We start from the raw sequence: 16,847 nt of genomic DNA, 5'->3' as shown, positions 1-16,847 counted from the left end.
TAGTTAATTGGACGCTCCTTTTTTTACGAATGCAGCGACGAAAAATCCGTCACTACCAATATCTTGTGGGAATACTTGTAGCATCCCGTTTTGTTGTTTCGCTTTTAGTTGTTCTGGTAAGTTTTCTATTGGCTCCAAATTCATTTCAGGATGCTCATTTAGAAAGGCTTGTACCGTACCTTCATTTTCTCTGCGGTCAACTGTACACGTTGAGTACACTAATCGTCCGTTTTGCTTTAATAGCTGTACTGCATTATTTAAAATCGCAAGCTGGATTGTCTGCAGACTTTCCAAATCTTCTTCGCGCTTCGTATATTTAATATCTGGCTTACGTCGCATTACACCAAGTCCTGAGCAAGGGGCATCAACAAGAATTGCATCATAGCTTTCTTTTGTTAAAAAGCTGGCTGCCTTTCTTCCATCAAGCGGTGCCGTTTCAATAATATTTAATCCTAAACGTGCAACATTCTCATCGATTAAATCTAATTTCTTCACATGAAGATCAGTCGCTAAAATTGAACCTTCATTTTTCATAACTTCTGCTAAATGCGTCGTTTTCCCGCCAGGTGCTGCACACATATCCAACACTTTCATACCCGGCTGTGGATTCAGTACTTTTGCCGGAAGCATTGAGCTTTCATCCTGAATCGTAATGAGGCCATTTCGGAAAGCTCCTGTTCGTGCTGCCTGACCGCTTTCCAGATGAATACATTCAGGCATAAATTCACTGCGTCGCGCTTTTACACCTTCACGCTCAAGTGTTGTCAAAACTTGTTCAACAGTTGCTTTCGTCGTATTTACACGAACGGTTTGCAAAGGTGCAATATTGTTTTCAAGTAGCATTTCGCGTGTTTGTTCATAGCCATAGCTTTCAACCCAACGATTAACTAACCACTGCGGATGGCTCGTTTCCACGGCTAAACGTTCATTTGCATCTTCTATTAAATCAGTCGAACGAACACCTTCACGTAAAATGGAACGTAAAATTCCATTTACCATTGAGGCAATTCCTTTATGGCCACGACGTTTTGCAATTTCCACAGCTTCATTCACTGCAGCATGTGCCGGAATACGTGTTAGATAATGCATTTGGTACAGCGACATGCGGAGCAGCCAGCGAACCCAAATATCAACCTTGCCATGAATAAAAGGTTCTAAATAATAATCGAGTGTCAGCTTATACTGCAAAGTTCCATATGTCAGCTCTGTCAACAGGCCACGATCTTTTGCTTCTATTTTATATTTTTCAATCGTTTGGTGTAATAATAAATTACTGTAGGCCTGACTTTTATCGACCGTTAATAAAATCGTTAACGCTGCATCCCGCACATTGCCATCCCAAATTACTTGCTTTTTATTATTTTTACTCATTCAAAACGGTCCCCAATCTGTAATTTCGAGCCCGTTCCACGTAGAAATTCTTCTGCGGTCATACGTTTTTTCCCGGCTGGCTGGACATCATAAAGCGCCAATGTATTTCCATCACCTGTCGCAACTTCAAAGTGATCTTTTGCTATTTTCACTACTTCTCCCGGTGTCGCATTCGTTGTAGTATCCCCAACTTTTGCCCACCAAACTTTAAAATTAGCACCTTCAAAAGTTGTATATGCTACTGGCCATGGATGTAGTCCGCGCACTTGATTATACAATGCACGTGCATCATTATTCCAATCAATCAACTCCTGCTCACGGCTAATATTGCGTGCATATGTCACAAGCGTTTCATCCTGTACGATGCGTTCATTCGTACCATTTATAATCGAAGGCATTGTTTCTTTTAATAATTCACGACCGACCCTACTTAGCTTTTCAAACATGCTACCAGTATGGTCCGTATCTTCAATGGCAATCTCACTTTGTGAAATGATATCTCCTGCATCAAGCTTTTCCGCCATATACATAATCGTTACGCCTGTTTTTGACTGACCATCAATAATCGATTGGTGAATTGGTGCCCCACCTCGATATAAAGGTAAAAGAGAGGCATGTACATTAATGCAGCCTAGTCGTGGAGCTTCAAGAAGTTCTTTCGGTAAAATTTGACCGAATGCAGCTGTTACGACTAAATCCGGGTTTAATGCTAAAATTTCTTCAAGCTCCTTCGAACCACGCAACTTTTCAGGTTGAATTATTGGTAAGCCTAATGCAAGTGCTTCTTCTTTTACAGGTGGTGGCGTCAATACTTTTTTACGCCCTACAGGTCTGTCCGGTTGAGTAACAACAGCTAGAACCTCATAGCCTTCTTCATGAAGCATACGCAAAATTGGTGCTGAAAAGGCAGGCGTTCCCATAAATACGATTTTTGTCATCGATTATTCCTCCTCAACATCCGCGTACAGCTCTTCTATTTCTTCCTCTGTCAATACCCGCGTCATTTTGGAATCAAATAATACACCATCTAAATGATCAATTTCATGCAATATACAGCGTGCTTCAAAATCTTCCGCTTCAAGCTCATATACACGGCCTTCACGATCAGATGCTTCAATTTTTACGTAAGTAGGTCGCTTTACCATACCAAAAAGGTCAGGGAAGCTTAAGCAGCCTTCCACATCTTCCGCTTGGCCGCGCGTTTCAAGTACAATGGGGTTAATCATTTCAAGAATATCTTCTCCTAATTCCACAATCGCTACTCGTAAACCTACGTTGATCTGAGGTGCCGCGATTCCAACTCCATCGTTTTCGACCATTGTGTCATATAAATCATCCAGAAGCTGAATCGTACTTTCATCAATCACCTCAACTTCTTTTGTTACTTGCGATAATACATTCGCTGGGTTTTTTACTACTTCTTTAATAGCCATTTCTACTACCTCTTTCTATATGCATTAGATCATTGTTGGATCTAAATCAACTGTCAGCACAATGCCTTTTTTTATCCATTCCGAGCGATACATCTTAATAAGCTGTAAAAGGACTGGTATTAATTGAGGCTCTACTTTATATTTTATCAAACATTGATAGCGATATCTATTTTGGAGCCGGGCAATACTAGCAGTCGTTGGCCCAATCACCGAAACATTAAATGATAAATTCTCTCGCAAATATTCCGCTACACGTCCTGCATATTCTGCAGCAAGCATCACATCTTCGTGAGAAACTTGAACAAGCGCAATATAATAATACGGTGGATATCCCGCTATATGTCTGGCATGCATTTCCCGTTCGTAAAACGGTGGATAATCCTGATCTTTCGATAACTGGATCGCATAATGATCGGGCGTATACGTCTGTACAAATACTTCACCTAATTTTTCATGGCGCCCTGCTCGTCCACTTACTTGCGTCATCAGCTGGAACGTCTTTTCTGCCGCCCGGTAATCCGGTAAATGGAGCGAAGTATCGGCACTTAAAACCCCGACTAACGTAATATTCGGGAAATCAAGACCTTTCGCAATCATTTGTGTACCGAGCAGAATGTCTGCTTCACCACGTCCAAAAGCATCGAGCATTTTTTCATGTGCCCCTTTTTGCTTTGTCGTGTCTACGTCCATTCGAAGTACACGTGCTTCTGGAAATAATTTATAAATTTCCTCTTCTACCTTCTGTGTACCTGTTCCAAAATAACGAATGTTTTCACTTTGGCATTCAGGACAAGTTTCCGGAATGTATTCATCATGACCGCAATAATGGCATTTCAGCTTTTCCTGATAACGATGATACGTTAAGGAAATATCACAGTTTGGGCATTGTACCGTCGTTCCGCAATCACGACATAAAACAAAGGAAGAGTATCCTCTGCGGTTTAAAAAGAGCACTGTTTGCTCTTTTTTATTCAGTCGATCCTGCAATGCCTCCATTAATGGCTCGGAGAACATTGAACGATTTCCCGCCTGGAGTTGTTCACGCATGTCTACAATATGAACTGTAGGCAATGCTTGGTTTTTCGCACGATGGGCCAATGTAAGCAATGTATATACACCTTTTTTCGCCCGCGCGAAAGATTCCAAAGCAGGCGTCGCACTACCTAAAATTACCGGGCAGTTATAATATTTCCCGCGCCAAATTGCTACATCTCTGGCATGATAACGTGGTGAATCTTCCTGCTTATATGTGGACTCATGCTCTTCATCCAAAATAATTAACCCTAAATTTTTAAAAGGGGCGAAAATAGCTGAACGAGCTCCAACGACAACTTTCACTTTCCCTTGTTGTACTTTTCGCCATTCATCATATTTTTCACCAACAGATAACCCACTATGCATTACAGCAACTTCATCACCGAAACGTGACTTGAAACGCTCTGTCATTTGAGGTGTCAATGAAATCTCAGGTACTAAAACGATTGATTCTTTTCCGTCCGCAATAGTACGTTGAATCGCCTGTAAGTAAACTTCTGTTTTACCGCTACCTGTAATACCGTGCAGTAGAAATGTTTCCTGGCGCTGGTCATCTATTGCAGCAATAATTTTTGTCAGTGCATGATCCTGTTCATCTGTTAGCTGTAGAAATTCTGTTTTCTCAACATTTTTTGTGAACGGATCACGGTATACTTCCTCTTGAATATACGCTGCAGCACCTTTGTCAATGACACTATTCAGTACACTATTTGTAATATGCACTGCTTCGCAAATATCATCAGGCAATAAGATTTCCCCCGCATGCTGCATCATCCATTCGACTAACGCTACTTGCTTCGGTGCACGTTTCCCCATTTGCTGCAGTACATTTTCTAATTGCTCCTGAGAATGTATTTGGACTTTCCGTACTTGCTTAACCTGCCCTTTTTGTTTCACTTCATTGTCGATAATTATAAGACCATCTTTTACTGCACGCTTTATCGGTTTTAATAAGTTCGCTTTTTCAAACTGAGACAAATTCACTTTCGCTGTTTTCTCATAGTATGGCTGAAGTGTTGCAGGTAAATGTGAAACTTCCCCATTTAAAACCGCATACTTTTCATACTTTGCCCGCAAAGCACCTGGCAGCATTACTTGCAATGCATCAATTTCATAGCAGATTGTTTGGTGCTTTAGCCATTTTGCCAAACTAAGCATTTCTTCTGTTAAAATCGACTCGATATCAAGTATTTCGGTAATCGGCTTCACTTTTTCTACTGGTACTTCAGACTCGGACGTAATACCTACGACAAAACCAAGTACATTACGTGGCCCAAATGGTACTTTTACTCGACAACCTAAATCGATTAATTCTTCCCAATCTTCCGGTATTAAATAATCAAACGGACGGTCCACCGGATAAGCTGAAACATCTACGATTACTTGTGCAAATTTCATTGTCCATCGCTTCCTAATTGATGATGGAAATGATTCACTACAAGTTCTGTAATTTTCTCCGGCTCTTCCAATCGGCCTTTTCCAACATACCCACATGCTAAAAATCCTTCAGACGGCTCGATAAAACGAATACCATCTTCATGCAGCTGATTAATATTGCGTAGTACTGCCGGATGCTCGTACATATGTACATTCATAGCCGGTGCTACCCAGACCGGAGCAGTAGCCGCCAGAAGTGTTGTCGTCAGCATATCATCAGCCATTCCGTGTGCCATTTTAGCAATAACATTTGCAGTTGCTGGTGCCACGATGATTAAATCTGCCCAATCAGCTAAATCGATATGCGCAATGACATTTGAATCTTTTTCATCAAAAGTATCGTAAAACACATCATTTTTTGACATCACTTGAAAACTTAAAGGTGTCACAAACTTTTGTGCAGATGCTGTCATCAATACTTTTACATTAAACCCTGCTTGTGCCAGCTTACTTACTAATGCCACAGCTTTATAAACGGCTATTCCACCGGAAACACACAATAACACATTGTTTTTCTTCATCACTTTAACCGTCCTTTCAAAGGATAAGCTCCCAAAGAAAGATTCTTAGGGAGCTTCTACTCAAAAATTATTCGATTATGCGCAAAAACTAAATTTCGTCTTCATAAACAGTAGAAGCATCTTGCTGAACTTTACGTAGCTTACCAGCAGCTACCTCTTCCAATGCTTTTCCTACTGGTTTATAAGAAACGTATGAGCTTAAATGCTCGCCGCCCTCTTCTTGCATTTGGCGTGCACGTTTTGATGCTAAGCTCACTAAAGAATACTTAGAATCGATTTGTTTTTTTAACTTATCCACTGATGGGTATAACATGGTTTCATTCTCCTCTCAACATTGACAAATAGCGTTTTTCCACACGTTCACGACGGCAGTGTTCTGCTACAATGATTGCATTAATTTTATCACATGCATTATGAACTTGGTCGTTTTCTACAACATAATCGTATAAACTCATCATTTCGACTTCTTCACGAGCGGTTGCGATACGACGGGCGATGACATCTTCTGTTTCCGTACCACGTCCAACTAAACGTTGCTCAAGTTCTGTTATGCTTGGTGGTGCTAAAAAGATAAACAACGCATCTGGTGCTTTTTCACGAATTTGGGCTGCTCCCTGAACTTCAATTTCCAAAAAGACATCACGCCCGGCTTCAAGTGTTTCTTGTACGTATGCAAGCGGTGTACCGTAATAATTACCAACAAACTCTGCATGTTCAAGTAACCCGCCTTGTTCGATTAATACTTCAAATTCCTCACGTGTTCTAAAGAAATAGTCTACACCATCTACTTCGCCTTCGCGAGGATTACGTGTTGTCATCGAAATCGAATATTCGTAATTTGTATCAGGCTGCGAAAAAAGCTCTTTACGAACCGTACCTTTTCCAACACCTGATGGACCAGATAAAACAATTAATAATCCACGTTGTTTCTTCATAAATAACTCCTTTATTTCATTCAATATTTTGAACTTGTTCCCGCATTTTTTCTAGAATTGTTTTTGCTTGCACGACTGCCGCTGAACAGTCAGTAGATTGATTTTTTGAACCAATTGTATTAATTTCACGGTTCATTTCCTGCATGATGAAGTCAAGCTTTCGACCAATTGCTACTCGCTCGTTTAGCGTTTCTGTTAACTGATTAAAATGACTATCCAGACGATCCAACTCTTCTGTAATATCAATTCTCTCTGCAAAAATAGCCACTTCTGTAAGCAGGCGGTCATCTAAAGTTTGCCCATTTGCCACTTCTTCCAATCGAGTCATTAAACGAGTGCGATACTTTTCAACAGCAATAGGCGCACTTCGTCTTATATGTGCAATTTGAGCTTCAAGGTCTGCCTTATACTGTAACATTACTACCTCTAAGCCCTGTCCTTCGCGTTCACGCATGGCAATCAAGTTCGTAATAGCTTCTGACAAAGCACTTTTTACAGCTTCAACGATTTCCTCCTGCTGGAGCTCTACCTTTTCCACTTGAAGCACTTGTTCAAGACTTACAATTTCCTGCATTGTCCATTTCTCCTGCATCGGAACCGTATGGGACAATTCTTCTTTTGCTTGAAGAAAAGAATTAAGCAGAGACCAATTAATCTGGATTGTTTGTTGTGTATCATGAAGCTCTTTCAAAAAAATGATAACATCTATTTTCCCACGGGAAATAGAATCCGACAACATTTTTTTTGCTATAACTTCAGATTCCATCCATTCTTTTGGAAACTTCGTATTAATCTCTAAAAAACGATGATTCACAGCACGAATCTCAACAGTTAGTTGAAAGTTTTTCGTTGTTGTGACCCCCCTGCCGAATCCGGTCATACTGCGTACCAAGGTTCGTCACATCCTTCTTTACATATTGTTTCAATTATAGCATATGTTCTACATATATTGCTTTAACGTTTATTGTATAAAAACATATTTTATCATAGTTAAGTTGTAATAAAATAGTTTTTATCTTTTTAATAAATGTTTAATTTTCATTATAGTAGATGTGATCAACTACAGAATTGAGCTAAATAATGGTATGATAAAACAATCAAGTAGACTTATTTAATGAAAGAGGCATAAAGATGGCATTTGACGGACTATTTACTCGTTCGATGAGTAAGGAATTACAAACCTTAGCATCTGGACGAATTACAAAAATTTATCAGCCGAATGCACTTGAAGTCGTATTACAAATCCGTGCAGCCGGTCAAAACGTGAAGTTATTATTTTCTATTCATCCATCATACTCACGTATTCACTTAACAAATCAATCTATCGAAAATCCAGCAGACCCTCCTATGTTTTGCATGCTTTTAAGAAAACATCTTGAAGGAGGATTTATTCAGTCTGTTGTTCAAGATGGTTTTGAACGAGTAATTACATTGGAAATTGATAGCAAAAATGAAATAGGCGATGCTGTAAAGCGAAAACTCATTATCGAAATTATGGGACGCCACAGTAATTTATTATTAATCGATGCAAAAAACAATACAATTATAGATAGTTTAAAGCATTTACCTCCATCGATGAACAGTTACCGAACTGTGTTGCCTGGTCAGCAGTATATCGCACCACCAAAACAGCAAAAGATTGCGCTTACTAGTTTATCAGATGAGGAAATTAAGCAATTCTTTTCTAAAGAAGTAACGGTGAAAGAAATTATTGAGCATTTTGCAGGCTTTTCTCCTCTCCATGCTACAGAATTATTACATCGTTTATCCACAACGGATGCTGTTACGGCATGCAGACAGCTAATGAATGAAATCGCAACGAGCGCTCAGCCAACTTATGTAGAGCAAGAAGGTAAAATTTACTTTTCTCCTACTAGCTTGACGCATTTATCAGGCGTTTCAACAACTTATGAAACGCTTGGTGAATTATTGGACCGAGTTTTCTTTGCCCGTGCCAAACGTGACCGCGTGAAGCAGCAAGCCGGTGATTTGGAACGCTGGTTGCAAAATGAATTAAACAAATTAAAGCTCAAACAAAAAAAACTTCAAAAAGATTACGAACGCGCACAAAACTTGGAGCAGTTCCAACTATACGGAGAATTATTAATGGCAAACCTTTATAATTTTTCAAAAGGTGCCGAGTTTGTAGATGTAGAGAACTACTATAGTGAACAGGCTGAAAAGGTAAGAATTCCAGTCAGCCCGAGGAAAACACCGATTGAAAATGCCCAAAGTTACTATACGAAATACAACAAGGCAAAAACAGCTTTAATCATGATTGAGGAACAGAAGAAAAAAGCTACAGAAGATATCGATTATTTAGAAATGCTTACTCAACAAGTACAACAGGCGTCACCTGCTGATATAGAGGAAATTCGCGAAGAACTTGCTGAACAGGGATTGCTTCGTATTCGACAAGCGAAACGCAAAAAGAAACCGACGAAACCCGATCCGGAAAATTTTACTTCTTCAACTGGGGTTTCGATTTCTGTCGGTAAAAATAATAAGCAAAACGATTACTTAACATTCAAAATTGGAAAGCGCAATGAAATTTGGTTGCATACGAAAGATATTCCTGGCTCACACGTTGTCATTCATTCTGAAGATCCGGATGAAACGACACTGAAGGAAGCCGCAATGTTATGTGCATATTTTTCTAAAGCACGTGATTCTTCTTCGGTTCCTGTCGATTATACGGAAATCCGCCATGTAAAAAAACCGAATGGGGCAAAACCAGGATTTGTAATTTATTTTGAACAAAAAACGATTTATGTAACACCTGATGAAGCAATCGTTATGCAGTTGAAAAAATAGCTATAACTCGTGAAACTCTGGCTCGATTTGAAAAAATAAGCGGACGTTTTACCGTTATTTACGAAGTAATCTAGTATTAGGGATAAATAAAGGGAATTTTTCCGTTTATTCATTGAAAATTGATCTATTTTCATATTATTTAAATAGATAAGCGGAAATTCTCCGTTTATATTGGCTTATTTTTGAGTTTCTTTTAAAATAGACGGAATTTCTCTGTCTATTTTTTGCTTTTAATAACGCCTTCATTAAAAATACAAAGAGCCGCTCAGAAAAATTTCTAAGCGGCTCTCTTTGTGTTAAAGCTTATTTAACTGGATCTTCAGCTACTAACTCAATTTCGTGTAACTCTGTGCTATTTCCATAATTAACATTGTAGTGTTTCACACGTTTGTTAACTGGGATAATTTCTGTACGGAAGTACATTGGAACTGTTGATGCTTGCTCGAACATGTACTCTTCCCATTTACGGAATGCATCAGCACGGTAACCTGCATCAATCGCCTCTTTAGAGTCGATATCAGCTAATAATGTTTGTAATTCTGGTGTTACGAAACGGCTGTAGTTGAATGCTGAAGCTTCACCATATAAACCAAGTGGTGATGGGTTCGAACCTGTACCCCAAGCTGCCATGAACATATCAATTTCCGGATCATCCGCTTTTACTTTATCATAGAAGCTGTTGAACTCGATTAGGCGGCCAGTAGTTAACTGTACATCTAAACCTACTTCTTTCCAGTTTTGACGGTAATACTCTACGATTGCTTCGTCAGTATCTGAACCTGACATACCCGCTAAACGGATTGCAAATTTCTCGCCATTTTTATCTTCACGGATACCATCGCCATCAACGTCTTTATATCCTGCTTCTTCCAATAATGCTTTTGCTTTTTCAGGATCATAATTGTATCCTTCTAAAGTGTTGTCATGGAATGAAGCGAACGCTGGTGGAATTAATGATGTTGCACGAGTACGTAAGCCTTGGTAGAAGCGCTCTCCTACTTGCTCGATGTCCATTGCATAAGCAACAGCTTGACGTAACTTAGCATCGTTCATTTTCGCATTTTCATCCATAATGTTTAAACCTGCTTCACCTGCAGCTGCATCCCATTTACCAAGTTTGAAACCAATATAAGAGTATGCTAACTCTGGACGAGCTAATACTGTTAAGTTTTCTAAATCTTTTACGCCGTCATACTGATTAGTCGGATAAGAAGATGCCATATCATATTGACCAGTACGTAATGCTTCACCGATAGAAGCTGAAGGTACTACTTGTAATACAACTTTATCTAATTTCGGTTTACCTTTCCAGTAATGCTCGTTGGCTACGAACTGAACAGATTCACCGTCGATTAATTTATCTAATTTGAAAGCACCTAAAGTTACAGGAGCTTTACGAACTTGTGGTGAAGAAATTAAATCTTTGATTGGTGTTGTTTCTAAGTAATGCTTAGGCGCTGCAGTACTCCATAAACCGTCACCACCAGAGTAAATTGCTGGCGAAACTTTAGTCATTGAAATTTCTACAGTTTTGTCATCAATCTTTTTAATTCCTGAGATTGTATCAGCTTTACCTGATTTATATTCAGAAGCACCGATAATATTTTGGAAGTCAGCATCATAACGGATACCCGTATAATCTGGGTGACCAATAATTTCATATGAATAAATTATATCATCGGCAGTTAATGGCTCACCATCAGACCACTTAACATCATGTTGAATTGTAATTGTAACTTTATTGTTATCCGCATCCACATCTAATTTTGCGATACCTTCATCAGTAATTAAGAAGTCACCGTCAGTCTCAAAAATATTGTTAGTCATGAAGTCCATGATGTCAGCGTCATAACCATTTTCATATAATTCAGCTAATAAAACCCCTGAGAATGGAGTGTCTGTTACTAAAGCGAATTTTAATGTACCGCCTTGAATAGCTTCACCATCGTTAGTTACTTCTTCTGGTAATGTAGGTGATTCAGCAGTAGTAGCACCGTCATTTGTATTTTCCTCTGTTGTTGTATCTTCTTTCTTTTCAACTGGTTTTTCAGTTGCTGTTTCTGTATCGTCTCCTCCACAAGCAGCTAATACTAAAGCAGTAGCAAATACAGAAGAAAGCATAAGACCTTTCTTTTTCATCATTTGTTTTTCCTCCCTTTTTTTATCCTAAACGTTGTTTTGCGTCAGCTGCACGACGTAGCGCTTGGCCAACGTAATTTATACCAAGCATCAAAATTAAAATTAATATTGACGCGGGTAACCATATCCACCATTTACTCGATAAGATTATCGGGTTCATAGCATAACTTACTAAAGTACCTAGACTTGGTGTTGACGGTGGTAAACCGAAACCTAAGAACGAAAGACCTGTTTCGATCCCTACGTTGCCTGCAAAGCTTAATGTCACTTCGACAATTAACAGCGAACTTAAGTTTGGTAGTAAACCTTTAAACATAATCGCGAAATCGCTAGTACCCATTGTTTTAGAGGCACTAATGTAATCGCGACGTGCTTCAGATAGTGCTTTTGAACGCACAAGTCTGGCCGTCGACATCCATTGAAATGCTGCAAGAATTAAAATTAAATCCATTATTCCGTATGATGGAATGATTGTTATAACTACGATGACAATCATAAGAGTTGGTAGAGTGATGAAAAAGTCGATAATACGCATGAAGAAGTTATCGATAAATCCACCGTAGTACCCCATGATAATCCCTAAAGCAATACCAACAAAATTGGCTAGAACCGTAATAGCGATTGCAATTAAAATTGAGTTTTTTGCACCTATGATCAGCTGACCGAACATATCTCGACCAGCTTCATCGGCACCAAGGATATAACCTCTTACCCCCGGTTCAGTAAAACGCTCCAATAATTGAATATTCATAATTTTTGCTTGATCGATTACAATTGCTAATACCATAACTGTAACCATTAATAAAATAACCCCTATTAAAGAGAACATTGCTAATTTATCTTTTTTAAACTCCCGCAAAATAACTTGAATACCAGTTGGCGGAGAGCTTTGAGATTCTAACTTATCTACTGTCTGTGCATTATTATTTTCCATGATTAAAATCACCTCTCCTTAGTCATTATTAATTTGATTAGTCTATGCGAATACGCGGGTCAACAATACTTAAAATAATGTCGGACAATAGACTACCTAATAATGCTAAGAAGCCAAATAACATAACTAGTGCTGTAATGACACTGTAGTCACGACTTAAAATTGAATCGATAAATAATTTACCCATACCCTGATATCCGAATACAGTTTCAATAAAAATTGATCCGCTAAGTAATCCGGTAATTGTGAATCCTAAAAATGCTGCGATTGGTAATAGTGAGTTCCGGAAGATATGTCGAGAATATACTTTCTTCATCGGAATTCCTTTACTGCGCGCTGTTTTCACATAATCCATCGTCTTTGCATCAATAATCTCTGTACGTAAATATTGAATTATCCCTGTTGTCCCTAACAGCGCATATGTTATAGCTGGTAACAGCAGGTGGTAGAAACGGCTCCAATAATACTCCCATGTCCCTGCATCGATAGATATATCTACCGTACCACTTGTTGGAAACCACATGAGCCTGTATCCAAATACGTACACGAAAATCAGCGATAATACAAACGTCGGGATAGCATAAGAGATAAAGCTATATAGGACGATTGATTTATCCAAAAATGACTCTTGATAACGACCTGCAAGCACCCCTAGTGGAATAGCAATTAAATATACTAAAATTACACTTAATAAAGAAAGTAATAAAGTATTCATTCCACGAGCTCCGATAATATCGGCAACCGGTTTTTTATACGTATAACTTTGTCCAAAATCACCTTTAGCCGCATTTGTAATCCAGTTGTAGTACTGAACATACCATGGGTCATAGAATCCGGCTTTAATTCTCATTTCTTCAAGTACATTCGGGTCCGTTTCCGGTGTAATTAATCCTGTAAAAGGATCACCCGGCATTTGTTTCGCTAATATAAAAATTAGGAGACTTAAAATAAATAGCTGCGGAATCATTATTAAAACACGGCGAACTATCGTTTTCCACATACTATACACGCTCCTTTTCATCTTCAGACATGGCCACTTTATGTGTGTCTGAAATCGATTTTAAAGGATATACTTTTCCATCCTTATCATAATATTTATGCTGTTCTTCATGATACGCTGCTTCAACTTTTTGACGTTCAAGCTTTCGCTCAATTCTCGTTTCCGGCTCTATATCAGGAATAGCAGATAGAAGTCGGTTCGTATAGATATGCTTAGGATTTGTGTATATATCTTCACGCTTTCCTGTCTCAACAAATCTACCTTTATACATAATTGAGATGTTATCACACATATGACGAACTACCCCTAAATCATGCGAGATGAATAAATAACTTATTCCATATTGCTCCTGAATGTCCTTCATAAAGTTTAAAACTTGTGCCTGAACAGATAAATCAAGTGCTGATACTGGCTCATCCGCAATAATCATTTTAGGGTTACATGCTACTGCTCGGGCAATCCCTAATCGTTGCTTTTGACCGCCTGAGAATTCATGCGGATATTTCAGTAAAACATCTTCTGACATCCCAACGATTGCAAGAAGCTCATTAATGCGTTTACGTTCTTCTTGCGGTGACAATTTCAAGAAGTTGCGAATTGGCTCTGCTAAAATATCCAAAACACGCTTTCTTGGATTCATACTGGAGTGTGAATCTTGGAAAATCATTTGAATATCCCGGTTATATGCTGAATCACGTTTACGGCGTGTATTTGTTACATCTTCACCTTCATAAATGATGCGTCCTGATGTAATTTTCTCCAACCCTATTATCGCTTTACCAGTCGTTGACTTCCCTGACCCAGATTCTCCTACAAGACCGTAAGTTTTTCCGCGTTCAAATTCCATTGTTACACCATCTACTGCATAAACATGGTCAACTACTGTGTTAAAAAATCCACCTCGGATAGGATAGTGAACTTTTAAATCATCTACTTGCATAAAACTCATTGATTTACGCTCCCTTCCTCATCCTCAAAATGGAATTCCTTCCAGCAAGTACAGCGCACAAGATGGCCTGGAGCAACTTCGTGAAGCTCTGGGTTTTCTTCATGTGCTGACTGTGGAATCCACGGGATACGTGATGAGAAACGACAACCTTGACGCGGCAGCTTCATAAGAGAAGGTACCATCCCTTGAATTACTTCCAATTGTTCACTCTCACTGTTTGTTTGAGGAATTGATTTCAGTAATGATCTTGTATAAGGGTGCTTTGGATTTCTAAATAACTCAACAACCGGTGCTTCTTCAATAACTTCACCTGCATACATTACAGCTACACGATCCGCTACTTCAGCAACAACACCTAAGTCATGTGTAATTAGAATAATGCCTGACTGAATTTCATCCTGAAGCGATTTTAACAAGTCCAAAATCTGAGCTTGAATTGTTACATCCAGTGCTGTTGTCGGTTCGTCAGCAATTATAATTGCCGGCTTTCCTGATAATGCGATCGCGATCATTACACGTTGACGCATACCACCTGATAATTGGTGAGGAAATTGTTTCGCAACACGTTGAAAGTTTGGAATTCCCACTTGGTCCAATAGTTCCAATACACGATTTTCTCGCTGTTGCGGGTTTAATTTAGTGTGATAAATTAAACCTTCCTCAATTTGATCTCCAATACGCATTAACGGATTCAATGCCGATAGTGGATCTTGGAATATGAATCCAATATCATTACCTCGCAGCTTGTTAAATTGGTTATCCGTTAAATTTACTAGATTTTGATTGTTATAAAGAATTTCACCTTCAACTTTTGTATTATTTGAATTATGTAATCCAACGATTGAAGTTGCTAATGTACTCTTCCCACAACCTGATTCTCCTACAATTGCTAAAATCTCATTTTTACGAAGCGTTAATGAAACATTGTCTACAGCTGGGTAGTATGTATCTTTAATACGGAAACTCGTACGTAAATTTCGGATTTTTAATAATTCGTTCGTATTCGTAGACATAAAATAATCGCTCCTTTCTACATAAACATTCTTTCAACTCAGCTAAGCTCATCCTATAATCAAGTACGCTCTAGCGTAATTGCATCTTTACTTGAGAACTGCAGTACATATTTCCTGGATGTCAATTATCCGTACAATACTTTTGAACAATCTTTCATCGGTGCACTTAGTTCAATTTCCTGATTGTAGCTTCAGTTTTAAATTTTCCCAAACGTGTTATATACCCTTATTGAAAGAAATTAAAACTTTTAAAATAATCAGATTTCTTTAAGTGTTAATAATTTGTTGGTTTTTTGTCAAATTTGTTAAGACATAAAGTTTTATGTTAATTATTAAACTTTCTAACTATTCTAATTTAACATTTAAAATTTATCAATAGCAAACTATTCTTTAAAATTAAAATTTTCCATTAATTTTTTTTAAATAAATTGCGTAAATGACTATATTTATATCTTTTTTACATAAAACAAACAGAACAAATCAATCAAAAAAGTTTAATATGACAACTATCTATTAAACTTCACTTTTAAAAAAACTGAAAATTTTCATAACTGGATTATATAACTATAATAAAAACGTGTAAAGTAATTTTTTTTTACTTTCACACGTTTTTGAAATTTTATAATATTTTTTTATTTTAATTTTCCGTCTTTTAAGTCTTTATGCCAATTTTTCAAGAATGGAATCTCTGTTTCTTGAATATTTCCTGATTCTTTAGCCGCATCCACTAAAAAGTCAAAATTAGTTAAAGAAGTATATTTTACATTTGCCGCTTCAAATGCCTGCTCAGCTTTCGGTAAATTATATGTATATACACAAACAACACCTAAAACTTCACAACCTGCCGCTCTTAACGCCTCTACCGCGGTAATTGATGAACCACCCGTCGAAACGATATCCTCTACTACAACAACCTTTTGACCTTTAGCATATTTCCCTTCAATTTGTTTTCCACGGCCATGTTCCTTTGCCTTTGAACGTACGTAAACCATCGGCAATTCCAAGATATCTGAAACCCATGCAGCATGTGGAATACCTGCTGTTGCTGTACCTGCTACAACATCACAGTCTGCAAAATTTTCTTTAATTAGCGTTGCTAGGCCATTTGCAATTTGTTTACGAATAGTTGGATCGGAAATTGTTAAACGTGTATCACAATATATGGGTGATTTAATACCGGAAGCCCATGTAAATAAATCTGTCGGATTCAGTTCAACTGCTCCTACCTTTAACATTGCGTGAGCGATTTCGTTTTGTAATGACATA

14 protein-coding genes and 1 pseudogene are annotated in these 16,847 nt (G+C 38.2%); 1 reads left to right on the top strand and 14 read right to left on the bottom strand.

Going from position 1 to position 16,847, the window contains the following annotated elements:
• Positions 1-3 precede the first annotated feature (3 nt).
• The 8 genes and pseudogenes from rsmB to MHH95_RS08725 form a co-directional block, all read right to left on the bottom strand.
• Positions 4-1,371, bottom strand: coding sequence for a 16S rRNA (cytosine(967)-C(5))-methyltransferase RsmB (gene rsmB / locus MHH95_RS08760; RefSeq protein ID WP_340727187.1), 1,368 nt, complete (start codon positions 1,369-1,371; stop codon positions 4-6).
• Positions 1,368-2,309, bottom strand: coding sequence for a methionyl-tRNA formyltransferase (gene fmt, locus MHH95_RS08755; RefSeq protein ID WP_340727186.1), 942 nt, complete (start codon positions 2,307-2,309; stop codon positions 1,368-1,370). The genes rsmB and fmt overlap by 4 nt, the downstream gene beginning before the upstream one ends.
• Before the next feature lie 3 nt (positions 2,310-2,312).
• The gene (def, locus tag MHH95_RS08750) at positions 2,313-2,804 is read right to left on the bottom strand and encodes a peptide deformylase (protein ID WP_340727185.1); all 492 of its coding nucleotides are present in this window, start codon (positions 2,802-2,804) and stop codon (positions 2,313-2,315) included.
• Between the two features lie 24 nt (positions 2,805-2,828).
• Positions 2,829-5,237 carry a primosomal protein N' gene (gene priA / locus MHH95_RS08745; RefSeq protein ID WP_340727184.1) on the bottom strand — a complete coding sequence of 803 codons (2,409 nt, stop codon included), beginning with the start codon at positions 5,235-5,237 and terminating at the stop codon, positions 2,829-2,831.
• Between the two features lie 26 nt (positions 5,238-5,263).
• Positions 5,264-5,797: pseudogene (gene coaBC / locus MHH95_RS08740) on the bottom strand (bifunctional phosphopantothenoylcysteine decarboxylase/phosphopantothenate--cysteine ligase CoaBC); the annotation flags it as partial.
• Positions 5,798-5,885: 88 nt separating this feature from the next.
• Complete coding sequence (rpoZ, locus tag MHH95_RS08735) at positions 5,886-6,110, bottom strand: DNA-directed RNA polymerase subunit omega (RefSeq protein WP_008403352.1); 225 nt, start codon at positions 6,108-6,110, stop codon at positions 5,886-5,888.
• Between the two features lie 4 nt (positions 6,111-6,114).
• Positions 6,115-6,732 (bottom strand): guanylate kinase, encoded by a 618-nt coding sequence (gene gmk / locus MHH95_RS08730; RefSeq protein WP_191702335.1) that lies wholly within the window; start codon positions 6,730-6,732, stop codon positions 6,115-6,117.
• 16 nt (positions 6,733-6,748) lie between these two features.
• Positions 6,749-7,624 (bottom strand): YicC/YloC family endoribonuclease, encoded by an 876-nt coding sequence (locus MHH95_RS08725; protein WP_340727183.1) that lies wholly within the window; start codon positions 7,622-7,624, stop codon positions 6,749-6,751.
• Positions 7,625-7,863: 239 nt separating this feature from the next.
• On the opposite strand from MHH95_RS08725, the gene MHH95_RS08720 reads away from it, so the two are divergent.
• Entirely contained in the window at positions 7,864-9,546 is a 1,683-nt protein-coding gene (locus MHH95_RS08720) for an Rqc2 family fibronectin-binding protein (protein WP_340727182.1), read from the top strand.
• Between the two features lie 303 nt (positions 9,547-9,849).
• Here the strand turns inward: MHH95_RS08720 and MHH95_RS08715 are convergent, their stop codons facing one another.
• The 6 genes from MHH95_RS08715 to pyrE all read right to left on the bottom strand — a co-directional run bounded on the left by MHH95_RS08715 (position 9,850) and on the right by pyrE (position 16,846).
• A complete protein-coding gene (locus tag MHH95_RS08715) occupies positions 9,850-11,688 on the bottom strand; it encodes an oligopeptide ABC transporter substrate-binding protein (RefSeq protein WP_340727181.1) in 1,839 nt (612 codons plus the stop codon).
• A gap of 19 nt (positions 11,689-11,707) precedes the next feature.
• Positions 11,708-12,619, bottom strand: coding sequence for an ABC transporter permease (locus MHH95_RS08710; RefSeq protein ID WP_340727180.1), 912 nt, complete (start codon positions 12,617-12,619; stop codon positions 11,708-11,710).
• A 37-nt stretch (positions 12,620-12,656) separates the two neighbouring features.
• Entirely contained in the window at positions 12,657-13,619 is a 963-nt protein-coding gene (gene opp4B / locus MHH95_RS08705) for an oligopeptide ABC transporter permease (protein WP_340727179.1), read from the bottom strand.
• 1 nt (position 13,620) lies between these two features.
• Positions 13,621-14,568: an ATP-binding cassette domain-containing protein gene (locus MHH95_RS08700; RefSeq protein ID WP_340727178.1), complete on the bottom strand. Its 948-nt coding sequence runs from the start codon at positions 14,566-14,568 to the stop codon at positions 13,621-13,623.
• The gene (locus MHH95_RS08695; protein ID WP_340727177.1) at positions 14,565-15,581 is read right to left on the bottom strand and encodes an ABC transporter ATP-binding protein; all 1,017 of its coding nucleotides are present in this window, start codon (positions 15,579-15,581) and stop codon (positions 14,565-14,567) included. The genes MHH95_RS08700 and MHH95_RS08695 overlap by 4 nt, the downstream gene beginning before the upstream one ends.
• Positions 15,582-16,213: 632 nt before the next feature.
• The gene (pyrE, locus tag MHH95_RS08690) at positions 16,214-16,846 is read right to left on the bottom strand and encodes an orotate phosphoribosyltransferase (protein WP_191698466.1); all 633 of its coding nucleotides are present in this window, start codon (positions 16,844-16,846) and stop codon (positions 16,214-16,216) included.
• Between the last annotated feature and the right edge of the window lies 1 nt (position 16,847).

The organism is Solibacillus sp. FSL K6-4121 (assembly GCF_038002585.1).
Taxonomy (GTDB): Bacteria; Bacillota; Bacilli; order Bacillales_A; family Planococcaceae; genus Solibacillus; species Solibacillus faecavium.
Note: the sequence above shows the minus strand (reverse complement) of the source record. Positions and strands in the feature narration are given on the sequence as shown.

Bases quoted from the DNA above. Each gene is read 5' to 3' on its own strand.
- rsmB (WP_340727187.1), bottom strand. From the start codon at position 1,371: ATGAGTAAAAATAATAAAAAGCAAGTAATTTGGGATGGCAATGTGCGG.
- fmt (WP_340727186.1), bottom strand. From the start codon at position 2,309: ATGACAAAAATCGTATTTATGGGAACGCCTGCCTTTTCAGCACCAATT.
- def (WP_340727185.1), bottom strand. From the start codon at position 2,804: ATGGCTATTAAAGAAGTAGTAAAAAACCCAGCGAATGTATTATCGCAA.
- priA (WP_340727184.1), bottom strand. From the start codon at position 5,237: ATGAAATTTGCACAAGTAATCGTAGATGTTTCAGCTTATCCGGTGGAC.
- rpoZ (WP_008403352.1), bottom strand. From the start codon at position 6,110: ATGTTATACCCATCAGTGGATAAGTTAAAAAAACAAATCGATTCTAAG.
- gmk (WP_191702335.1), bottom strand. From the start codon at position 6,732: ATGAAGAAACAACGTGGATTATTAATTGTTTTATCTGGTCCATCAGGT.
- MHH95_RS08720 (WP_340727182.1), top strand. From the start codon at position 7,864: ATGGCATTTGACGGACTATTTACTCGTTCGATGAGTAAGGAATTACAA.
- MHH95_RS08715 (WP_340727181.1), bottom strand. From the start codon at position 11,688: ATGATGAAAAAGAAAGGTCTTATGCTTTCTTCTGTATTTGCTACTGCT.
- MHH95_RS08710 (WP_340727180.1), bottom strand. From the start codon at position 12,619: ATGGAAAATAATAATGCACAGACAGTAGATAAGTTAGAATCTCAAAGC.
- opp4B (WP_340727179.1), bottom strand. From the start codon at position 13,619: ATGTGGAAAACGATAGTTCGCCGTGTTTTAATAATGATTCCGCAGCTA.
- MHH95_RS08700 (WP_340727178.1), bottom strand. From the start codon at position 14,568: ATGAGTTTTATGCAAGTAGATGATTTAAAAGTTCACTATCCTATCCGA.
- MHH95_RS08695 (WP_340727177.1), bottom strand. From the start codon at position 15,581: ATGTCTACGAATACGAACGAATTATTAAAAATCCGAAATTTACGTACG.
- pyrE (WP_191698466.1), bottom strand. From the start codon at position 16,846: ATGTCATTACAAAACGAAATCGCTCACGCAATGTTAAAGGTAGGAGCA.